This is a genomic window from Photorhabdus stackebrandtii (genome assembly GCF_011189495.1).
Taxonomy (GTDB): domain Bacteria; phylum Pseudomonadota; class Gammaproteobacteria; order Enterobacterales; family Enterobacteriaceae; genus Photorhabdus; species Photorhabdus khanii.
In genome coordinates this window covers 32,876-52,467 of record NZ_PUJV01000023.1, presented here as the reverse complement: position 1 = coordinate 52,467, position 19,592 = coordinate 32,876, and the positions used below count along the sequence as shown (strand labels likewise).

Genomic DNA, 19,592 nt, shown 5'->3' with positions numbered 1-19,592 from the left:
AAGCCCTCGCTTTGTTTTAGGGCGGGGCTTTGTGCAATGGATTTTTACGCCTATTCTAGAGAGGTCACCTATATTCCATTACAGAACAATTAATTCCTTTTTGTCATTTCATAACCTTACCACCGACTCATATATTCATTCGAAACAGTTTCATTACTTATAAATATTTCACTGGATACAAAGGGCAATTGTGGATTACTTACCGATATTTGTTGAGTTAAAAGGGCGGCTTGTATTACTTGTCGGTGGTGGAGAGGTGGCCGCACGCAAGGCGACTCTACTACTACGGGCAGGTGCGTTATTACAGATTGTAACGCCTGAATTATGCTCTGAATTACAACAGCGTTATCAAGCTGGTGAACTGGAATGGTATAAGAGAGAATTCCAGCCTGAATATCTTGATGGCATTTTTCTGGTGATTGCAGCGACTGATGATCACATTCTAAATCATCGGGTTTTTACCGAGGCGGATAAGCGCGGTGTTTTGGTCAATGTCGTTGATGATCAATCTCATTGCTCATTTATTTTTCCATCAATTATCGATCGCTCTCCTGTTTTAGTGGCGATTTCATCGGCAGGAAAAGCGCCGGTATTGGCGCGTTTAATACGGGAAAAGCTGGAGGCGTTACTGCCTTCCAGTCTTGGCACAATGGCAAAAATTGCCGGGAATTGGCGTGAGCGAGTGAAGCAGCGATTAATTTCCATGCGCCAGCGTCGTTCTTTTTGGGAACAGGCTTTTAATGGCCGTTTCGCTATGTTGGTTGCAAATGGTCAGATCCGACAGGCGGAAGAGCAGCTTGAACAACAACTGGAACAGCCTGATTCACCGGGAGAATTGGCTCTGGTCGGTGCAGGTCCAGGCGATCCGGGATTACTGACATTGCGAGGATTACAGGTTATTCAGCAGGCTGATGTGGTGCTTTATGATCATCTGGTCAGCAGCGAAGTGCTGGATCTGGTTCGCCGGGATGCAGATAAAATTTGCGTTGGCAAAAGAGCCGGTAATCACTCGGTTTCTCAGGAAGAAACTAACCAATTGATAATGAAATTTGCCAGACAAGGGAAAAAAGTGGTTCGCCTTAAAGGCGGTGATCCCTTTATCTTTGGCCGTGGTGGTGAAGAGTTGCAGGTTGCAGCATCAGCAGGTATTCCTTTTCAAGTCGTACCGGGAATTACCGCCGCTATTGGAGCGACTGCTTACGCGGGAATTCCGCTGACTCACCGGGAGCATTCGCAGAGTATCACTTTTATTACAGGTCATTGCCGGGAAAATGGTAATGACCTGGATTGGCAGGCTTTGGCCAAAGGCAATCAGACTCTGGCGATTTACATGGGGACGGTGAAATCCGCCTTGATAAGTCATCAATTAATTTTACATGGGCGGGCAGAAGATACACCCGTAGCTGTTATCGGTTGTGGTACTCGTCCAGAGCAGCAAGTGTTAACAGGCACTTTGCTTGAATTGGAACAGTTAGCACAGCAAGCGCCGTCACCGGCATTATTGGTAGTGGGAGAGGTAGCTCAACTCCACCATCAGATAGCCTGGTTTGGGCAACAACCTATTGCCAAGATAAGCCGTCCGGCAGTAGTCGATTTTGCATAAGGAGTGGTAATGGACGAGAAAAGATTGACACACTTGCAGCAACTTGAAGCTGAAAGTATCCATATTATACGGGAAGTGGCCGCAGAGTTTGAAAACCCAGTGATGCTTTACTCTATTGGTAAAGATTCTTCGGTCATGCTTCATCTTGCACGCAAGGCGTTCTATCCGGGAACCTTACCATTTCCTTTGCTGCACGTGGATACGGGCTGGAAATTCCGCGAAATGTACGAGTTTCGTGATCGTACCGCCAAGAATTACGGTTTTGAACTATTGGTGTATCGCAACCCGCAAGGGGAAGCGATAGGAATAAACCCATTTTTGCATGGTAGTGCCAAACATACTGACATCATGAAAACGGAAGGGTTAAAACAGGCACTGGATAAATATGGTTTTGATGCGGCTTTTGGTGGTGCCCGGCGTGATGAAGAAAAATCACGTGCCAAAGAGCGTATTTATTCATTCCGTGATCGCTCACATCGCTGGGATCCTAAAAACCAGCGTCCTGAATTGTGGCGCAATTACAACGGTCAGATTAACAAAGGTGAAAGCATTCGCGTATTCCCACTTTCCAACTGGACTGAACTGGATGTTTGGCAATACATCTATCTGGAACAAATTGATATCGTTCCTCTCTATTTTGCCAAACCGCGTCCGGTAATAGAGCGTGATGGCACGTTGATTATGGTTGATGACGACCGGATCAATTTGAAACCCGGCGAAGTTATCAGTCAGCGCAAAGTTCGTTTCCGTACTCTTGGTTGCTGGCCGCTGACGGGAGCCGTGAAATCTGATGCTGAAACATTGCCGGAAATTATTGAAGAGATGCTGATATCCACGACAAGTGAGCGGCAAGGGCGGCTGATTGACAGTGATCAGTCTGCTTCTATGGAACTGAAAAAACGTCAGGGTTATTTCTAAGGAGAACAACCATGTCCGCACTTGCACAAAATGAAGCTATTGCTGATCAAATTAAACAACAGGGGGGTGTAGAAGCCTATCTGCGTGCTCAACAGGATAAGGGATTATTGCGTTTCCTGACTTGTGGCAGCGTGGATGATGGCAAAAGTACCCTGATTGGCCGTCTGTTACATGATACCCGTCAGATCTACGAAGATCAGCTTTCAACATTGCAGAATGACAGTAAACGAATCGGTACTCAGGGTGAAAAATTGGATTTGGCTTTGCTGGTGGATGGTCTCGCCGCAGAGCGTGAACAAGGCATCACCATTGATGTCGCTTATCGCTATTTTTCCACCGAAAAACGCAAATTTATTATTGCCGACACGCCGGGACATGAACAGTACACGCGTAATATGGCGACAGGCGCATCGACCTGTGATCTCTCGATTCTGTTGATTGATGCCCGTAAAGGCGTTCAGGAGCAGACCCGTCGTCACAGTTTTATCAGTACCTTGTTGGGGATCCGCCACTTGGTGGTTGCGGTGAATAAAATGGATCTAATGGAATACAGGCAGGAGGTTTTTGACCTGATCAAACAAGATTATTTGAACTTTGCCGCTCAGTTGCCGACAGATTTGAAAATCTATTTTGTTCCGATCTCTGCACTTGATGGCGATAACATTGTCACCAGAAGTACCAATATGGTCTGGTATGAAGGGCCAGCGTTGTTGGATATTCTTGAAACCGCAGATGTAAAGAAAGAGGCTTCGAAGCAGTTACTGCGCTTCCCGGTACAGTATGTCAGTCGGCCTGATCTCGATTTTCGTGGTTACAGCGGTACACTTTCATCTGGGATTTTACGCAAAGGGCAGAAGATTAAAGTCATGCCATCTGGTGTCACCTCGCAAGTAGAGCGGATCGTGACTTTTGATGGTGATTTGGATTTTGCTGTCCCTGGTGAAGCAATTACCGTGGTGCTGAAAGATGAAATTGATATCAGCCGGGGCGATCTCCTGATTTCTGCTGATGATGAGATGACGGTTACCCGGCATGCGTTGGTGGATGTTGTGTGGATGTCTGAACAGCCTTTGGTGCAGGGACAAAATCTTGATATCAAAGTGGCGGGTAAAAAGAGCCGTGGGAAAGTTGAGAATATCCAGTATCAGGTGGATATTACGAACCTGACACAACGGGTGGCTGTTGATTTACCATTGAATGCCATCGGATCAGTGGAGTTTTCTTTTGAAGAGCCATTAATGCTCGATAGTTATCAGCAAAATAGTGACACTGGCGGCATTATCTTTATTGATCGGCTGACTAATGTCACGGTTGGCGCTGGTTTGGTGCGTGAAATTCAGACAGATGTTTATGAAGGGCCAAAAGAATTCAGCGAATTTGAACTGGAGTTGAACCGGTTAATTCGCCGCCATTTCCCCCATTGGGGGGCCAGAGATTTACTGGGAGGTAAATAAATTGGCAGAAGGAATTGAAAATTTGGCGTCAGAAAATGTTGTCTGGCATAGATATCAACTGACCAGAGAGCGACGGGAAGCCGAAAATGAGCATCCCGCATTGGTTATTTGGTTCACGGGTTTATCTGGTTCAGGTAAATCCACGGTGGCTGGGGCTTTAGAGCAAGCCCTGTTTCAACGGGGAATAAAAACGTATCTGCTTGATGGTGATAACTTGCGTCATGGCCTTTGCAGTGATTTGGGTTTCTCAGAACAGGACAGACAGGAGAATATCCGCCGTGTGGGTGAAGTTGCCAATCTGATGGTGGATGCCGGGTTAGTCGTATTGACCGCTTTTATTTCTCCTCATAAAGCAGAGAGGCAAAAGGTTCGTGAATTGCTGGAATCAGGGCAATTTATTGAAGTTTTTGTCGATACACCATTGGAAATTTGCGAATCCCGTGATCCTAAGGGATTGTACAAAAAAGCCCGTGCGGGTGAAATCCGTCATTTTACAGGGATTGATTCAGCCTATGAGATTCCCGATAACCCGGAAATTTATCTTTCAGGCCAACAACCTATTGAAGTATCAGTGGAGCAGTTGCTGGCGGAGTTGAAAAAGAACGGCATTATACGTTCAGGGGTTAATGGCGTATAACATCAACATAAGCACATTATTGAATCTTCGGTGATGTGCTTATGTCATAACTTTACTCTCAACTATATTCTCAACTATTTTTCCCCCATCCTGTTTTGTGATAGTAGCGTCGCTCTTTGAGTTATGGGATGATTGACGGATATTTCAGGGGGCGGAAATGGGTAAGCTGACGCTACTATTAGTGGTTTTACTCGGATGGTTACAGTATTCACTGTGGCTTGGTAAAAATGGTATTCATGATTATGTACGGGTTAAGAATGATGTTGCTATGGAAGAGAGCAAAAACAGCAAACTTAAAGTGCGTAACGATCAGTTATCGGCGGAAATTGACGATCTTACTGGCGGACAGGAAGCCATTGAAGAGCGATCCCGTAATGAATTGGGTATGATCAAACCAGGTGAAACTTTCTATCGTTTAGTCACTGATAAATCTAAAGAAAATAATTCACGTCCCTCGACTCCAAATAATACTCAATAATTAAAATGAACGATCTATTATTGCATTCCTGTGCTGATATTATTGCTTTGGTACCCGCAGCGGGCATTGGTAGCCGAATGAATTCGGATTACCCAAAGCAATATCTGTCTATTGCCGGAAAAACTGTTATTGAACATACTCTGGCTGCATTACTTGATCATCCCCGCATTCAACGCGTTGTGGTTGTTTTAAATCCGGCTGATACATTGTTTCAATCTCTTGAGGTTGCATCAAATCCGCGCATTACGACGGTAATCGGTGGGAAGCAGCGGGCAGATTCTGTATTGGCTGGTTTAAATTATCTGGCTAATTTGGCCGGGAATGATAATCGCTGGGTTTTAGTGCATGATGCGGCCCGTCCTTGTTTACACCGTGACGATCTTGAACGTTTGCTACAATTGGCAGAAGCGGATGAACAGGGAAATAGGGCATGTGGTGGTATTCTGGCATCTCCGGTCAGCGATACGATGAAACGTGGACGTGTTGGTCAGGTTATTGACCATACGGTAGAGCGCCAAGATCTCTGGCATGCGCTAACACCGCAGTTTTTTCCACTGGTGTTACTGAGGGATAGCTTATCAAAAGCACTGTCACAACATGCTAATATCACTGACGAAGCTTCTGCACTGGAATATTGTGGCTATCAACCGGTATTGGTTAACGGGCGTTCTGACAATATAAAAGTTACGCGCCCCGAGGATTTGGTATTGGCAGAATTTTATCTGTCCAGAAAATGAAGGAACAGACATCATGAGAGTCGGACACGGTTTCGATGTGCATAAATTTGGTGGTGAAGGGCCGATTATTATCGGTGGTGTCCGTATCCCTTATGAACAAGGGCTATTGGCGCATTCTGATGGTGATGTTGCTCTCCATGCAGCGACTGACGCCTTGTTAGGGGCGGCGGCATTGGGTGATATCGGGAAATTGTTCCCGGATACTGATCCGACATTTAAAGGTGTGGATAGCCGTAAGTTATTGCGTGAAGCTTATCGTCGTATCAGAGAAAAGGGTTATCGGATCGGTAATTTGGATATTACGATTATTGCTCAGGCACCAAAAATGCTGCCCCATGTCCCACAAATGAGAGTCAATCTGGCGGAAGATCTGCAATGCCACATTGATGATATCAATGTTAAAGCCACAACGACCGAAAAATTGGGATTTGTTGGACGTAAAGAAGGTATTGCTTGCGAAGCGGTGGCTTTGCTGGTTAAGGAATAATTGATGACATTAGCTGAATTAAATTGGCTGTATGGGCAACCGGAAGCGACGGGGATATTAAAAGCTTCACCGGATGATTTTATCGTCCGCGAAGATTTAGGTTTTTCTCCTGATGGGGAAGGTGAGCACTTGATGGTGCATGTCCGTAAAACGGGTTGTAATACCCAATTTGTTGCAGATAATCTCGCCCGTTTCGCGGGAATACCGCCTAGATCGGTCAGTTATGCAGGTTTGAAAGACCGTAACGCAGTAACAGAACAATGGTTTTGCTTACACTTACCGGGTAAACAGGATCCTGATTTTTCATCGTTTCAGCTTGAAGGATGTGAGGTTCTGGCGACAGATCGTCAGAAACGTAAACTGCGTATTGGAGCACTGAAAGGAAATTCATTTACTCTGATCTTGCGGGAAATCAATCATCACCAGTTTGTTGAAAACAGATTACAACTGATTCAACAAGGTGGGGTTGCTAACTATTTTGGTGAACAGCGTTTTGGGCGGGATGGACAGAATCTGGTTCAGGCGCAACGCTGGGCGGATAATGAAATCCGGGTAAAAGAGAGAAATAAACGCAGCTTTTATCTTTCAGCCAGTCGCAGTGCTATGTTTAATGCGGTGGCGAGTGCGCGGATTGCTCTTGGACAGCAGCAGCAGGTCATTAATGGTGACGCCTTACAATTAACGGGGCGTGGTAGTTGGTTTGTTGCTGACGAAGCCGAGTTGCCTTTATTGCAGCAGCGGGTCACCGATGGAGAGCTACAGATAACCGCGCCACTGCCTGGCAGTGGTGAATTGGGAACACTGCATCAATCTGCGGATTTTGAACGGCAATATTTACAGCCTTATGAATCATTGTGGGAACTTATCAAACGGGAAAGAGTGGATTGCACCCGTAGGGCTATTCTGGTTCGGCCTCAGGATCTGTGTTGGGAATGGCTGGATAATAGCACGGTAAAGATCAGTTTCTGGTTGCCTGCCGGCAGTTTTGCTACCAGTGTGGTCAGGGAAATCATCAATCAGGATCAAAATAATGTTACGAATATTGCTGAGTAATGATGACGGTGTAACTGCACCAGGTATTCAGGTTTTAGCGACAGCATTGCGGGAAAGCTATCATGTACAGATTGTTGCGCCTGATCGTAACCGGAGCGGTGCATCTAATGCACTGACACTTGATCGTTCATTAAGAATTCATACGCTGGCGAATGGGGATATCTCGGTGCTGGATGGCACGCCAACAGATTGTGTTTATCTCGGTGTTAATCGCTTAGTCCTTCCGCGTCCGGAAATTGTTGTTTCTGGTATTAACCGTGGACCCAACCTTGGGGATGATGTGATTTATTCAGGTACTGTTGCTGCCGCGATGGAAGGCCGCCACCTGGGTTTGCCGGCATTGGCCATTTCACTTGATGGCCAATCGCATTATGAAACGGCGGCAGAAATCACATGCCGTTTGCTGCAAATGTTACAAACAACACCTTTGAGAGCGGGTAATATTCTGAATGTGAATGTGCCTGATCTGCCTCTTGAGCAAATTAAAGGTTTCCGGGTGACGCGTTGTGGTAGCCGTCATGCAGCGGAAGAAGTCTACTCTATGCAAGATCCGAAAGGAAACATGCTTTACTGGCTGGGGCCGCCGGGAGATAAACATGATGCGGGGCCTGAAACAGATTTTGCGGCTGTAGAACAGGGATATGTCTCTATTACGCCATTGCAGGTCGATCTGACTGCGTATAAAGCGCAGGGGTTAGTCAGAGACTGGTTAGCTAAAGCTGAGGTTGATGGAGCATGCTAAGTCGGGCAATGAAAAATTTGCTGACACAATTACGCCAGCAGGGAATAGAAGATGAACGTTTACTGGCCGCCATTTCTGCTGTGCCCAGAGAACGTTTTGTCGATGAAGCACTGGCACATAAAGCGTATGAAAATACAGCTTTGCCTATTGGTTATGGGCAAACGATTTCTCAGCCTTATATTGTCGCCCGTATGACTGAACTGCTTCAGTTAACACCTGATGCTAAGGTACTGGAAATTGGTACAGGCTCTGGTTATCAGACGGCAATATTAGCGCATTTAGTCAAACATGTTTTTTCGGTAGAACGGATAAAAGGTTTACAGTGGCAGGCTAAGCGCAGATTAAAACAACTTGATTTGCATAATGTCTCAACCCGTCATGGGGATGGTTGGCAAGGATGGCCATCGCGTGGGTTATTTGATGCGATTATCGTGACTGCGGCTCCTCCATATATCCCACAAGAACTGATGCTCCAGCTTGCTGATGGTGGTGTTATGGTTTTGCCCGTTGGTGAACATACACAAATTCTTAAATCTGTGAAACGTCATGGCAATGGTTTTCATAGTGAAGTGATCGAAGCTGTACGTTTTGTGCCTCTTGTACAAGGGGAACTGGCTTAAATTCGTAGTCTATTGCAACTATTTTTCAATTAATGGTTATATGCGCTTTAATAAGCGAAATTATTTTCGTTTGGAAATTTTTATGGTTATGTATAACCTTTAAGAGTTATTGATTTTTACGCTTATTATTTGCCGTTATGGGGGAAGAAAGTATGAATTCGGGAAGCCCAATGAAGAAAATACAGCGGATTGTAATTTGTTCATTGATGGGAATCTGGTTAGTCGGTTGTACAAATCCGCCAACTCGCCCAGCGCCTATCACCAGTATTAATCAGGAACAAAGCAGGGGGATCAGTCGCCCGGTAATCTCTTCAGACAGCTATGCTATATCTACACCAATGCCATCTTCACCTTCGTCAATGAGTGCTACCGGCAGCAATTCACAAGGGAGAATTATTTATGACCGTGATTATGAAAGTATTCCTAAAGGTAGCTATAACGGCAACACTTATACCGTAAGGCACGGTGATACTCTGTTTTATATTGCTTGGATCACGGGGAGTGATTTTCGTGATCTTGCGAGCAAAAATAATATTTCAGAACCTTATAGCCTGACTGTGGGACAGACTTTGAGGACCGGCAGCGGCAGGATGTTAACCACTTATAGCCATAATCAAATTCAAACAACGCTGGTTGATTCTCAATCAACTAATGCGTATCCTGCAAATTCAGGAAAACAGAAAAGTGTAAAAATGTTGCCACAGGCAACTACGTCAACCGTAAACAATACGTATGTAAAATCACCGACGACAACCGCAAGCAGTGGAAACAGCGCTGTCAGCAGTTGGATGTGGCCTGCAGAAGGCAAAGTGATTGAAAATTTCTCTGATACCCAAGGGGGTAACAAAGGGATTGATATTGCTGGTAGCAGTGGTCAGTCAGTATTTGCAACAGCAGGTGGTCGAGTTGTTTACGCCGGAAGCGCCTTACGTGGATATGGAAATCTGATAATTATAAAACATAACGATGACTACCTGAGTGCCTATGCTCATAACGATACAATGCTGGTTCGTGAGCAACAGGACATTAAGGCGGGGCAAAAAATCGCCACTATGGGTAGCACGGGTACCAGCTCTGTAAGATTACACTTTGAAATTCGTTACAAGGGAAAATCCGTAAACCCGCTGCGTTATCTTCCGCAGCGATAAACTGGGCAGAATGCTGAATTCTGCCTGCATTATCATGGGTAGGGGCAGCTTATGAGCCAAAATACGCTGAAAGTTAACGAGTTGTATGATGATGCGGATTTAGATGAAAGTGGTATAGTTGACGACTTCGATGAGAAATTATTGAAGAATGATGAGGATGACCTAACTGATCTTGAGAGTGATTTAGATGTATTGCAGGGTATGAACCAGCGGGTTCTTGATGCGACACAGCTTTATCTCGGCGAGATTGGTTTTTCTCCGTTGTTGACCGCGGAAGAAGAGGTTTTTTTCGCCAGGCGGGCATTACGTGGTGATGTTCTGGCCCGCCAGAGAATGATCGAGAGTAACCTGCGATTGGTTGTCAAAATTTCCCGTCGTTACAGTAACAGGGGATTAGCGCTTCTTGATTTGATTGAAGAAGGCAATCTTGGTCTTATCCGTGCTGTTGAAAAATTTGACCCGGAGCGCGGGTTCAGGTTTTCTACCTATGCAACATGGTGGATTCGGCAAACTATTGAACGGGCGATTATGAATCAAACCCGCACAATCCGGTTGCCAATCCATATTGTTAAGGAGCTCAACGTCTATTTGCGTACAGCAAGGGAACTGGCTCATAAATTAGATCATGAACCTAGCCCGGAAGAGATAGCAGAACAACTGGATAAATCAGTTGATGATGTAAGCCGTATGTTGCGGTTAAATGAACGTATTATTTCGGTTGATACACCCATTAGCAGCGATTCCGATAAAGCATTATTGGACGTTTTATCTGATGAGAATGAAACAGGGCCGGAGGGAACAACGCAGGAAGATGATATGAAAAAGAGTATCGTCAAATGGCTGTTTGAGTTGAATTCGAAGCAACGTGAAGTATTAGCGCGTCGTTTTGGTCTTTTAGGATATGAAGCCGAAACGCTGGAAGATGTGGGCAAAGAGATCGGGTTGACGAGGGAAAGGGTACGTCAGATCCAGGTCGAAGGCTTGAGGCGTCTGAAAGATATTATGCAAACTCAAGGTTTGAATATTGAAGCGTTGTTTCGTACTTAGTTGTTGAATAGTTTGGCTACTTGGGTTCTGAAGAACTATTGTCCGTATTTTTGCATTGTTGATGCTTGGTATTATCAGGTTCTTCAGTACCCTGTAGAATGACTCTAATTGTCTGGGATGATGATAGTAAATTTCAATCAAAGATTTTTGATATTTAAATTACAGTGGTCGACTAATTTAGGACGCTTCATTATCCTCTTCCAATAATTTTCCTTTTCAAGGGGACAAGTGCATTACTGTCATCAGATAGCTCTACCCTTATTTTCGTTTGAATATAATTGATCTCAATACACCACATTATATCCGGCCTATTGAGATTAAATTTGTCTTACCTTTTATTGTCAGCGCAATTCCATACCAAATCACAGATGGTTTTAAAGTCTCACTTTGACGTATAAAAATGTTGCGTATGGCGCGGCAATTGCGTATGATAATTGTACCGAGCATCACCGTTTAGCAGACGGATATGATTAAGAGTTTTAAACATAAAGGGTTGAAAAAGTTTTTCAAAACAGGTTCTACAGCCGGTGTTAATGCCATGCAAGCTCCAAAGATTGCTACCCGTCTTGAGGTGTTGAATAGAGCTGTAAAAATTGAAGATGTAGATATCCCCGGCTTTTTTTTACATCCAATTACAGGGAACCGAAATGGCGTATGGTCTATTACTGTGACAGGGAATTGGCGAATTACCTTTGAGTTGTATGATGGTGATGTCTACATTGTGAACTATGAGGATTACCACTAATGGCTATGATGTATAACCCCCCGCATCCCGGAATATTGGTTAAAGAGGCTATGGAAGCTTTGAATTTGAGCGCCAGAGGCTTGGCTAAGGCACTGGGTGTAGCACCATCAACTGTGCAACGCTTGGTTATTGGTAAGTCTGATGTTTCGCCAGAAATGGCACTGAAATTATCTGCCGTTATTGGCAGTTCACCTCAAGTTTGGATGGGAATGCAGGTGGATTACGATTTATGGCAGGCAAAACAGCATATTAATGTATCTCACCTTCATCGATTGCAAATAGCTTGATTAATAATTTTAATGCCCCTAATTTTGAATCACCTCAATTGTTTCGTCATTGGTTTAAAGGTGAGTATAAGCTCACCTTTTTTAATCAATGTTATATTCAAGTTACAGGAATACCACTGTGGAATTTAAAATCGCTATCTGGATTTTGAATCAATTCAGCTTCAACACGGCCAAAATAGTTCACCCGTTCGGTAATATCTCCATTAGCAATAGATTGCGCTAGTGAAAGATAGTCCTGGTAATGGCGTGCTTCAGAGCGAAGTAGTGAGATATAAAATTTACTCAATTCTTCATCAAGATGAGGTGCCAGTTTGGCAAAACGCTCACAGGAGCGTGCCTCAATATAGGCACCAATAATTAGTTTATCCACCAGTGTATAAGGCTCGTGGTTGATGATATGGCTAAGCATGCCTTTAGCATAACGGCTGGCACTGATACTTTCATAGCCAATATTGCGTGCATCCATGATCTCCAGCACCTGATAGAAGTGATGTAACTCTTCTTTAATCAGCAATACCATTTTATCAATCAGATCTTGGCTATAGGGTGAATTAGCTTTGGCGGTGATCTGTTTGGTTGCCTGATTTTGACCTCTTAGTGAATTGAGATTGCCCATTTTCTTGTAAGCAAAATCTTCATAAGGTTTAAACCATGCCAGAAGTGTATCCGCACTTTGCTGATCCACAGCATACTTGCGGATCAAATACATAGCACTCTGTGCTGCTTTCAATTCACATAACAGGTGATCGCGCAGAAGCACAGGTAAATTTTCCGGTTGTTTTGCTTTATCTACCCACAAATCCGGGGTTTCACATTGCAAAAAACGGGATATTGGTTGTAAAAGGTTTTTATCGAACACTTTTTTACACCATATCTTTCAGCCGATAAATCCATTCCAATGCCTGACGGGGAGTCAGGGAGTCTGGATTGAGATTTTCCAATGCTTCAACCGCCGGTGAGGTTTCTTCTGTTAACAACGCAAGTTGCGGTGTATCCACATGACTTGCAGTTGCATTATTGGACAGGGATTCCAGCTCTTTAAGTTTCTGGCGCGCCCGTTTAATCACTTCACGGGGAACGCCAGCGAGGGAAGCAACGGCCAGCCCATAACTCTTACTGGCTGCACCCTCTTGTACACTGTGCATAAAGGCGATGGTATCCCCATGTTCTACCGCATCCAGATGAATATTAACTACACCTTCGAGTTTTTCCGGCAACGTGGTCAGCTCAAAATAGTGAGTTGCAAACAGAGTCATTGCTTTAATGCGGTTTGCCAGATTTTCTGCACATGCCCATGCCAGAGAAAGACCATCGTAAGTTGATGTTCCTCTGCCAATTTCATCCATCAACACCAGGCTTTGTTCGGTCGCATTGTGCAGGATATTGGCAGTTTCCGTCATTTCCACCATAAAGGTTGAACGGCCAGATGCCAGATCATCGGAAGCGCCCACACGGGTAAATATGCGATCAACAGGGCCGATTACCGCTTTTTCAGCAGGCACAAAGCTGCCGATATAAGCCAGAAGTGTAATAAGTGCGGCCTGACGCATATAGGTACTTTTACCGCCCATATTTGGACCGGTAATAATCAGCAGACGTCGCTGCGAGGATAAAGAGAGCGGGTTGGAGATAAATGGCTCACGCAGAACTTGCTCAACAACCGGATGACGACCACCGGTGATTTGAATTCCCGGTTTATCACTCAATGTTGGGCAAACATAATTCAGGGTTTCAGCCCGTTCTGCCAGATTTGCCAGTACGTCAAGTTCAGCCAGTGCTTCGGCACTGGTTTGTAATGCGGCTAAGTGAGGCAGTAATAGATCGAATAATTCTTCATACAGGGCTTTCTCTATTGCTAGGGATTTGCCTTTCGAAGTCAGAACCTTATCTTCATATTCTTTTAACTCAGGGATGATATAACGTTCAGCATTTTTCAGTGTCTGGCGGCGGACATAATGAATGGGCACCAGATGGCTCTGCCCACGACTGACTTGAATATAGTAGCCATGAACACCATTAAAGCCGACTTTCAGAGTATCAATACCCAGTTTTTCTCGTTCGCGGATTTCTAGCTGTTCCAGATAGTTACTGGCACCATCAGCCAGTGTGCGCCACTCATCCAGTTCACTGTTATAACCCGGTGCGATTACGCCACCATCCCGAATCAATACCGGTGGTGTTTCTACAATCGCTTTTTCAAGCAATTCCTGTAACTCATCAAAATTACCAATATTTCGCTGTAATTGTTTGATATATGGCGAATCGGATGAATCCATAATCTGATGGATATCTGGTAGTTGCTGGAATGCATGGCGCATTCTTGCCAGGTCCCGTGGCCGGGCAGAGCGTAGAGCCAAGCGGGCCAATACACGTTCCAGATCACCGACTTGCAGTAAAAATGGCTGCAACTCCAACCCAATTTCCTGCAAGGTAGCAATGGCCTGCTGACGGTTTTCCAGTATCTGGCGATCCCTGACGGGAGCATGCAACCAGCGCTTCAACATTCGGCTACCCATTGGGGTAACACACAGATCAAGAACAGAAGCGAGGGTATTATCAGTACCGCCAGACAGGTTTTGTGTCAGCTCCAGATTACGGCGGGTTGCCGCATCCATAATAACCGTATCTTGCTGACGTTCCACCGTGATGCCACGGATGTGAGGCAACGCTGTGCGCTGAGTATCTTTGACGTATTGCAACAGGCAGCCCGCGGCGCGCAGAGCGAGTGTTGCTTTTTCCACACCAAAACCGACCAGATCACGGGTACCAAATTGCAGATTAAGTTGCTGCTTTGCTGTATCCAGTTCAAATTCCCATAAAGGGCGGCGGCGCAGGCCATGATAATTTTCAATCAAAGCCATATGCTCAAAACTTTCAGGATAGAGCAATTCAACAGGACGGCTACGTTGCAATTCGGCTGACATCGTTTCTTGTTCTGCCGTTTCGGATATTTGGAAACGGCCGGATGTTAAATCCAGCGTGGCATAGCCAAATCCCTGATTATCGTGCCAGATGGCTGCGAGCAGGTTGTCTTGCCGTTCCTGTAATAAAGCTTCATCTGTCACGGTACCGGGGGTAACGATGCGAACGACTTTACGCTCAACCGGGCCTTTGCTGGTGGCAGGATCGCCAACTTGCTCACAGATAGCGACTGACTCACCTAATTGAACCAGTTTAGCTAAATAGTTTTCTACTGCATGATGTGGCACGCCTGCCATTGGAATAGGGTTACCAGCCGATTGGCCTCGCTTGGTCAGCGAAATATCCAGCAATTTTGCGGCTTTTTTAGCATCGTCATAAAAGAGTTCATAGAAATCCCCCATTCTATAAAACAGCAGGATATCGGGATGCTGTGCTTTAAGACGGAGATATTGCTGCATCATGGGCGTGTGGGTATCAAAAGTTTCTGTGTTAATCATGCAGTTGTCTTACGTTAAATTTGTGAATTAATTCTTTTGTTATGGTATCGCACCAAGCTTTAAACTTACACAAGTAAAATCTGGAAGTCATTCGCAAATTGGACTGGATAAATTGTAAGGATTTGAATAGAGCGGAAATAAGGACAGAAAAAGGATTTATTTTGGCCTTTGCGACTTAGGAATAGGTAAAAACGAATGATCGATGAAATGATTGCTCAAAAAATTGACACTTTAACCACCCAATGGTTTACTATTTATTATATTGTTACACCAAGGGTGAATCTATGTCATCAAAATTAAACTGGCTTTTGCAAAACACTACGCCGGGCTCCTTAGTGTTGCAATCCTGGCTAACAAAGCACAGCATCAGTCCCTCTTTAGCGAATAAGTATATGAATAGCAATTGGCTGCAAAAACTGCGGGCCGGCGTGTATGTACGAGCAGGGCGTAAGCCTGAGTGGAGTGATGCTGTACAGTGCTTGCAAAACCAGCTTTCTATCCCGGTTCATTTAGCGGGGCTCACCAGTCTGGTGTACCAAGGCCGTTCTCATTATCTACAGTTAAAGCAGCAAAGGATATGGCTCTGCGTGAAAGATAAAGCTGCGTTGCCGAAGTGGTTTAAAGAATTTCCCGATGTTGACTGGTTTTTGCTTTCTAATTACACAATCTTGATCTTATGTCAAAAGGTAAACATATTCAGGCGTTGAATAAACTAGAAAAAGCGTTGACTGAGTGGCTGGATTAATACAGCCCTATTATCCCCCTATCTGGCCCGGTGAAGCGCAAGTAGATGTTTTCCTTTTGCACCGGGCCAGCAGCTCACGATCGTCTAGTGCGAAGCTGGCTCCTTCCAGATTACTTGATCACTGAGGCATCGATCAAGGTGATGCCGCCGAGGAGAGCCCAGGTGGTCCACGATGATGTGGCTGATGAGGTTGTTTGCCAGAGGTGCCAGAGTGCCTTATCAAGGCCAAGCACAAAGACCTCAATCCGGCCGTCTGAATTCTTCGCTACCGTTGGGGCACTGGCGATAATGCCTGTAAATGAGCTCCAGTTAGACCATGGGCCGTTATGGGAAGTTTGCCAGGTGCGCCAGAGCGTGTTATCAGCGCCGCGAGCAAAGACCTCAAGCCGACCAGAGATATTCTTCACCACCGCTGGGGCGCTAGTGATCACACCATCCAAACACTGCCAGTTTGACCACGAAACGGAATCAGAACCGATCTGTGAAATGTGCCGGAGTGTGTTATCGGCACCGCGTGCAAAGACTTCGAGCCGATCATCGCAGTTGTCGATGATTACTGGGTCGCTAGTGATTATACCTTTTAGTGACTGCCAACTTGACCATTGATCAGTGTGAGCGGCTGTTTGCCAAATGTGCCAAAGGGCATTATCGGCACCACGTGCAAAGACCTCAAGCCGGCCGTCGGCATTGATATGTGCAGCCGGGTTACTCGTGAGTGTGCCACCCAGAGATTTCCAGCTTGACCACGAATTGGTATGGGCCGCGGTTTGCCAGATGTGCCATAGCGCGTTATCCGTGCCGCGTGCAAAGACCTCAAGTCGGCCGTCAGAGTTGATACATACCTCAGGGTTGCTGGTGATACCTCCATACAGCGGCTGCCAGCTTGACCAGGTATTGGTATCAGCGGCGGTCTGCCAGTTATGCCAGAGTGCATTATCCGTACCACGCACGAATACTTCCAATCGACCGTCTGAATTACGATGAACGGCGGGTTTGCTGGTTACTACACCGTTAAATTTGCTCCAGCCGGGCCAAGAGGAGTTTGGGAGCGGTATTGTTTGCCAATTGTGCCACACTGCGCTATCAGTGCTTACACCGAAAACCTCAAGTCGATTATCGGCATTGTTTGCTACTGAGACAATTCCAGATAACGCTATCGCAGAGTTCTCGATTTCTACCTCACCTGCAACATATGACTCGATATTATTTGGATTTAATGTTTTGATAGATTCTTGTTTCATATTACATATCCTCTTTAGAAATAACTTTTCAGGTTCACCAAATAGTAATTTAATAAGTAAGATATTTAATTTTTAGATTAATATTTTTTACTCCTCCACTCCTTTATTATGTTATTAATTGAATAAATAATTAATATTTTAATTGGTGCTGGCTTCTGGACGGTAAAGATTTAAGCAAATATAATTATATACTATAAATCTCCTTATGTTGATATATATTTTTACATGCAATAATTTAATCGTTATTAATTAAATGTAAATTATTTTTTATTTTAAAATTACCTTTAGTTTCTATTATTAATGTATTTGTATCGTAGTTGTTTTGTTTGAAATAAAAAGTTATTTGTCTAAATATTTAATCATTTTTTGATGTTTTATTTAAAATTATTATGATTTTTATAAGAAATTTACTATTAAGATTAAATTTTTTGAGATGAGGTTGGGTTATTTGGTGGGTTTGTTTGAAATAATGTTTGTTAATATTCTTATTATAATAACTTGAATAAACTAATTACTTTTGCGTTCTATACCTAATAGATTTCGAGCCGCAGCGCGGCGGTAAGTGAACGAATCCCCAGGAGCATAGATAACTCGGTGACTGGGGTGAGTGAAAGCAGCCAACAAAGCAGCAACTTGAAAGATAAAGGGTATATAAACTTACAGGTAAAATATGGAATTAATTTGCAAATTGGCTTGAGTAAATTGTAAGAATCTGAATAGAAATAATGGGCAATATTTTGCGATGGCGCTATAAAATTAAAGGTAAAAAATGAGAAGAATGATAGAAAAAGGATTTATTTTGGCAACTCAAAACCTTTTTCCCATCGCCTTAGATTTGGCTCAAGCGCGTAGCTGCCATCCTCGTTACATGCCACTGGCCCGATGCAGTGCAGTGGATGTTTTCCTTAAAATGCATCGGGCCAGAAGGTGACGCTTATCTTATGCGAAGCTGGCTTTTTCCAGATTATTTGATCGCTGAAGTGTCGATTAAGGTACCGCCGAGGGATGACCAAGCAGACCACGATGATGTGGTTTGCCAGATGTGCCAGAGCGCGTTATCACCGCCGCGTGCAAAGACTTCAAGCTGGCCGTCAACGTTTTTCGCCACCACTGGGGCGCTGGTAATTACGCCATTCAATGAGGCCCAGTCAGACCATGAACCAGATGCTACCGTCTGCCAGATGTACTGGAGTGTGTTATCGGCACCACGAGCAAAGACTTCAAGCCGGCCATCGGCGTTGATATATACCGCTGGATTGCTGGTTATTTCACCAGACAGTGACCGCCAGTTTGTCCAACCTGAATTGGGAGCGACCTGCCAGATGTGCCAGAGCGCGTTATCAGAGCCGCGCGCAAAGACCTCAAGCCGACCATCAGCGTTGCTAATCACCACCGGGTTGCTGGTTATCACGCCACTCAGTGACTGCCAGTTTGTCCAGGGATAGGTATGAGAAGCCGTTTGCCTGATGTACCAGAGAGCGTAATCGTTGCTGCGCGCAAAGACTTCAAGCCGACCATCGACGTTGACATGTACCGCTGGATCACTGGTGAGCACGCCATTTAGTGATTGCCAACCAGACCATGGACCGGAATGGGGGGCTGTTTGCCAGATGTGCCAGAGAGCATTATCAGAGCCGCGTGCAAAGACCTCAAGCCGGCCATCGGAGTGGGCATATATCACCGGGTTGCTGGTGATCGCACCACCCAAAGACTGCCAGCCTGACCAACCGTAATTGGGCGCGATTTGCCTGTTGTGCCATAGCGTATTATCTGTGCCACGTACGAATACTTCCGGTCTGCCGTCTGAATTAATGTAAACGGCGGGTTTGCTGGTCACTCTGCCATTAAGCGAGTTCCAACCTGACCAGGAAGAGCCGGTGTTTGGTGCCGTTTGCCAATTGTGCAACACCGTATTGTCGGTGCCCACACCGAAAACCTCGAGCCTGCCATCGGCGTTGCCTGCTACTGAGATAATTTCGGATAATGCCATCCAGGAACTTTCGTTGGATATTTTTATTTCGTCTGTAACATATGACTCGGTATTATCTGGAATTGATGTATTAATAGATTCTTTTTTCATATATATATTCTCTTTGGGAATGGTTTTTTTAGACTCAATAAATAGTCATGTAATAAGCAATATATTTAATTTTTATATTAATATCCTTGCTTGTGTTTTTTATTAATAAAAGAAATGGTAAATATTTTATTTGATGCTGATCTCTGATCTT

Annotated in this window: 18 protein-coding genes and 1 pseudogene; 15 read left to right on the top strand and 4 right to left on the bottom strand. The window is 44.7% G+C overall.

Translation table 11 applies throughout. From position 1 onward, the window contains the following. Window positions 1–190: 190 nt before the first annotated feature. From cysG to C5470_RS16585, 14 genes are all read left to right on the top strand, one after another. The gene (cysG, locus tag C5470_RS16650; RefSeq protein WP_166290787.1) at window positions 191–1,603 is read left to right on the top strand and encodes a siroheme synthase CysG; all 1,413 of its coding nucleotides are present in this window, start codon (window positions 191–193) and stop codon (window positions 1,601–1,603) included. A gap of 9 nt (window positions 1,604–1,612) precedes the next feature. After that, a complete protein-coding gene (cysD, locus tag C5470_RS16645; protein ID WP_152963183.1) occupies window positions 1,613–2,521 on the top strand; it encodes a sulfate adenylyltransferase subunit CysD in 909 nt (302 codons plus the stop codon). Window positions 2,522–2,532: 11 nt separating this feature from the next. Continuing rightward, window positions 2,533–3,975, top strand: coding sequence for a sulfate adenylyltransferase subunit CysN (gene cysN / locus C5470_RS16640; protein WP_166290785.1), 1,443 nt, complete (start codon window positions 2,533–2,535; stop codon window positions 3,973–3,975). A 1-nt stretch (window position 3,976) separates the two neighbouring features. After that, window positions 3,977–4,612 (top strand): adenylyl-sulfate kinase, encoded by a 636-nt coding sequence (gene cysC / locus C5470_RS16635; RefSeq protein ID WP_207627028.1) that lies wholly within the window; start codon window positions 3,977–3,979, stop codon window positions 4,610–4,612. 157 nt (window positions 4,613–4,769) lie between these two features. Beyond that, entirely contained in the window at window positions 4,770–5,090 is a 321-nt protein-coding gene (gene ftsB / locus C5470_RS16630) for a cell division protein FtsB (RefSeq protein ID WP_036849631.1), read from the top strand. Window positions 5,091–5,095: 5 nt separating this feature from the next. After that, on the top strand, window positions 5,096–5,827 hold the full coding sequence (gene ispD / locus C5470_RS16625) for a 2-C-methyl-D-erythritol 4-phosphate cytidylyltransferase (RefSeq protein WP_166290783.1): 732 nt from the start codon (window positions 5,096–5,098) through the stop codon (window positions 5,825–5,827). A 13-nt stretch (window positions 5,828–5,840) separates the two neighbouring features. After that, window positions 5,841–6,314 (top strand): 2-C-methyl-D-erythritol 2,4-cyclodiphosphate synthase, encoded by a 474-nt coding sequence (gene ispF / locus C5470_RS16620; protein ID WP_152963180.1) that lies wholly within the window; start codon window positions 5,841–5,843, stop codon window positions 6,312–6,314. A gap of 3 nt (window positions 6,315–6,317) precedes the next feature. Continuing rightward, the gene (gene truD / locus C5470_RS16615; protein WP_152963179.1) at window positions 6,318–7,367 is read left to right on the top strand and encodes a tRNA pseudouridine(13) synthase TruD; all 1,050 of its coding nucleotides are present in this window, start codon (window positions 6,318–6,320) and stop codon (window positions 7,365–7,367) included. Beyond that, entirely contained in the window at window positions 7,345–8,109 is a 765-nt protein-coding gene (surE, locus tag C5470_RS16610) for a 5'/3'-nucleotidase SurE (RefSeq protein ID WP_036849634.1), read from the top strand. The genes truD and surE overlap by 23 nt, the downstream gene beginning before the upstream one ends. After that, the gene (locus tag C5470_RS16605) at window positions 8,103–8,729 is read left to right on the top strand and encodes a protein-L-isoaspartate(D-aspartate) O-methyltransferase (protein ID WP_021323170.1); all 627 of its coding nucleotides are present in this window, start codon (window positions 8,103–8,105) and stop codon (window positions 8,727–8,729) included. Before surE ends, C5470_RS16605 begins: the two co-directional genes overlap by 7 nt. 170 nt (window positions 8,730–8,899) lie before the next feature. Beyond that, complete coding sequence (gene nlpD / locus C5470_RS16600; RefSeq protein ID WP_207627027.1) at window positions 8,900–9,877, top strand: murein hydrolase activator NlpD; 978 nt, start codon at window positions 8,900–8,902, stop codon at window positions 9,875–9,877. 51 nt (window positions 9,878–9,928) lie between these two features. Continuing rightward, window positions 9,929–10,924, top strand: coding sequence for an RNA polymerase sigma factor RpoS (rpoS, locus tag C5470_RS16595; RefSeq protein ID WP_132355939.1), 996 nt, complete (start codon window positions 9,929–9,931; stop codon window positions 10,922–10,924). A 466-nt stretch (window positions 10,925–11,390) separates the two neighbouring features. Further along, window positions 11,391–11,669, top strand: coding sequence for a type II toxin-antitoxin system RelE/ParE family toxin (locus tag C5470_RS16590; protein ID WP_166290779.1), 279 nt, complete (start codon window positions 11,391–11,393; stop codon window positions 11,667–11,669). After that, window positions 11,669–11,956 (top strand): HigA family addiction module antitoxin, encoded by a 288-nt coding sequence (locus C5470_RS16585; protein ID WP_166290777.1) that lies wholly within the window; start codon window positions 11,669–11,671, stop codon window positions 11,954–11,956. Before C5470_RS16590 ends, C5470_RS16585 begins: the two co-directional genes overlap by 1 nt. A gap of 97 nt (window positions 11,957–12,053) precedes the next feature. Here the strand turns inward: C5470_RS16585 and miaE are convergent, their stop codons facing one another. Then, entirely contained in the window at window positions 12,054–12,815 is a 762-nt protein-coding gene (gene miaE, locus C5470_RS16580) for a tRNA isopentenyl-2-thiomethyl-A-37 hydroxylase MiaE (RefSeq protein WP_166290775.1), read from the bottom strand. A gap of 4 nt (window positions 12,816–12,819) precedes the next feature. Beyond that, window positions 12,820–15,375, bottom strand: coding sequence for a DNA mismatch repair protein MutS (gene mutS, locus C5470_RS16575; protein WP_036849638.1), 2,556 nt, complete (start codon window positions 15,373–15,375; stop codon window positions 12,820–12,822). A 284-nt stretch (window positions 15,376–15,659) separates the two neighbouring features. Here mutS and C5470_RS16570 point away from each other — a divergent pair. Further along, a pseudogene (locus C5470_RS16570) lies at window positions 15,660–16,070 on the top strand (AbiEi antitoxin N-terminal domain-containing protein); the annotation flags it as partial. A 160-nt stretch (window positions 16,071–16,230) separates the two neighbouring features. On the opposite strand, the gene C5470_RS16565 reads toward C5470_RS16570, so the two are convergent. Next, a complete protein-coding gene (locus C5470_RS16565; protein WP_036849639.1) occupies window positions 16,231–17,361 on the bottom strand; it encodes a PLL family lectin in 1,131 nt (376 codons plus the stop codon). Between the two features lie 964 nt (window positions 17,362–18,325). Then, the gene (locus C5470_RS16560; RefSeq protein WP_166290773.1) at window positions 18,326–19,441 is read right to left on the bottom strand and encodes a PLL family lectin; all 1,116 of its coding nucleotides are present in this window, start codon (window positions 19,439–19,441) and stop codon (window positions 18,326–18,328) included. Window positions 19,442–19,592 lie beyond the last annotated feature (151 nt).

Coding starts and splice junctions, on each gene's coding strand:
- nlpD (WP_207627027.1), top strand. CDS start 8,900: ATGAAGAAAATACAGCGGATTGTAATTTGTTCATTGATGGGAATCTGG.
- ispF (WP_152963180.1), top strand. CDS start 5,841: ATGAGAGTCGGACACGGTTTCGATGTGCATAAATTTGGTGGTGAAGGG.
- C5470_RS16565 (WP_036849639.1), bottom strand. CDS start 17,361: ATGAAACAAGAATCTATCAAAACATTAAATCCAAATAATATCGAGTCA.
- C5470_RS16590 (WP_166290779.1), top strand. CDS start 11,391: ATGATTAAGAGTTTTAAACATAAAGGGTTGAAAAAGTTTTTCAAAACA.
- cysN (WP_166290785.1), top strand. CDS start 2,533: ATGTCCGCACTTGCACAAAATGAAGCTATTGCTGATCAAATTAAACAA.
- rpoS (WP_132355939.1), top strand. CDS start 9,929: ATGAGCCAAAATACGCTGAAAGTTAACGAGTTGTATGATGATGCGGAT.
- surE (WP_036849634.1), top strand. CDS start 7,345: ATGTTACGAATATTGCTGAGTAATGATGACGGTGTAACTGCACCAGGT.
- C5470_RS16605 (WP_021323170.1), top strand. CDS start 8,103: ATGCTAAGTCGGGCAATGAAAAATTTGCTGACACAATTACGCCAGCAG.
- C5470_RS16560 (WP_166290773.1), bottom strand. CDS start 19,441: ATGAAAAAAGAATCTATTAATACATCAATTCCAGATAATACCGAGTCA.
- C5470_RS16585 (WP_166290777.1), top strand. CDS start 11,669: ATGGCTATGATGTATAACCCCCCGCATCCCGGAATATTGGTTAAAGAG.
- truD (WP_152963179.1), top strand. CDS start 6,318: ATGACATTAGCTGAATTAAATTGGCTGTATGGGCAACCGGAAGCGACG.
- mutS (WP_036849638.1), bottom strand. CDS start 15,375: ATGATTAACACAGAAACTTTTGATACCCACACGCCCATGATGCAGCAA.
- ispD (WP_166290783.1), top strand. CDS start 5,096: ATGAACGATCTATTATTGCATTCCTGTGCTGATATTATTGCTTTGGTA.
- cysD (WP_152963183.1), top strand. CDS start 1,613: ATGGACGAGAAAAGATTGACACACTTGCAGCAACTTGAAGCTGAAAGT.
- ftsB (WP_036849631.1), top strand. CDS start 4,770: ATGGGTAAGCTGACGCTACTATTAGTGGTTTTACTCGGATGGTTACAG.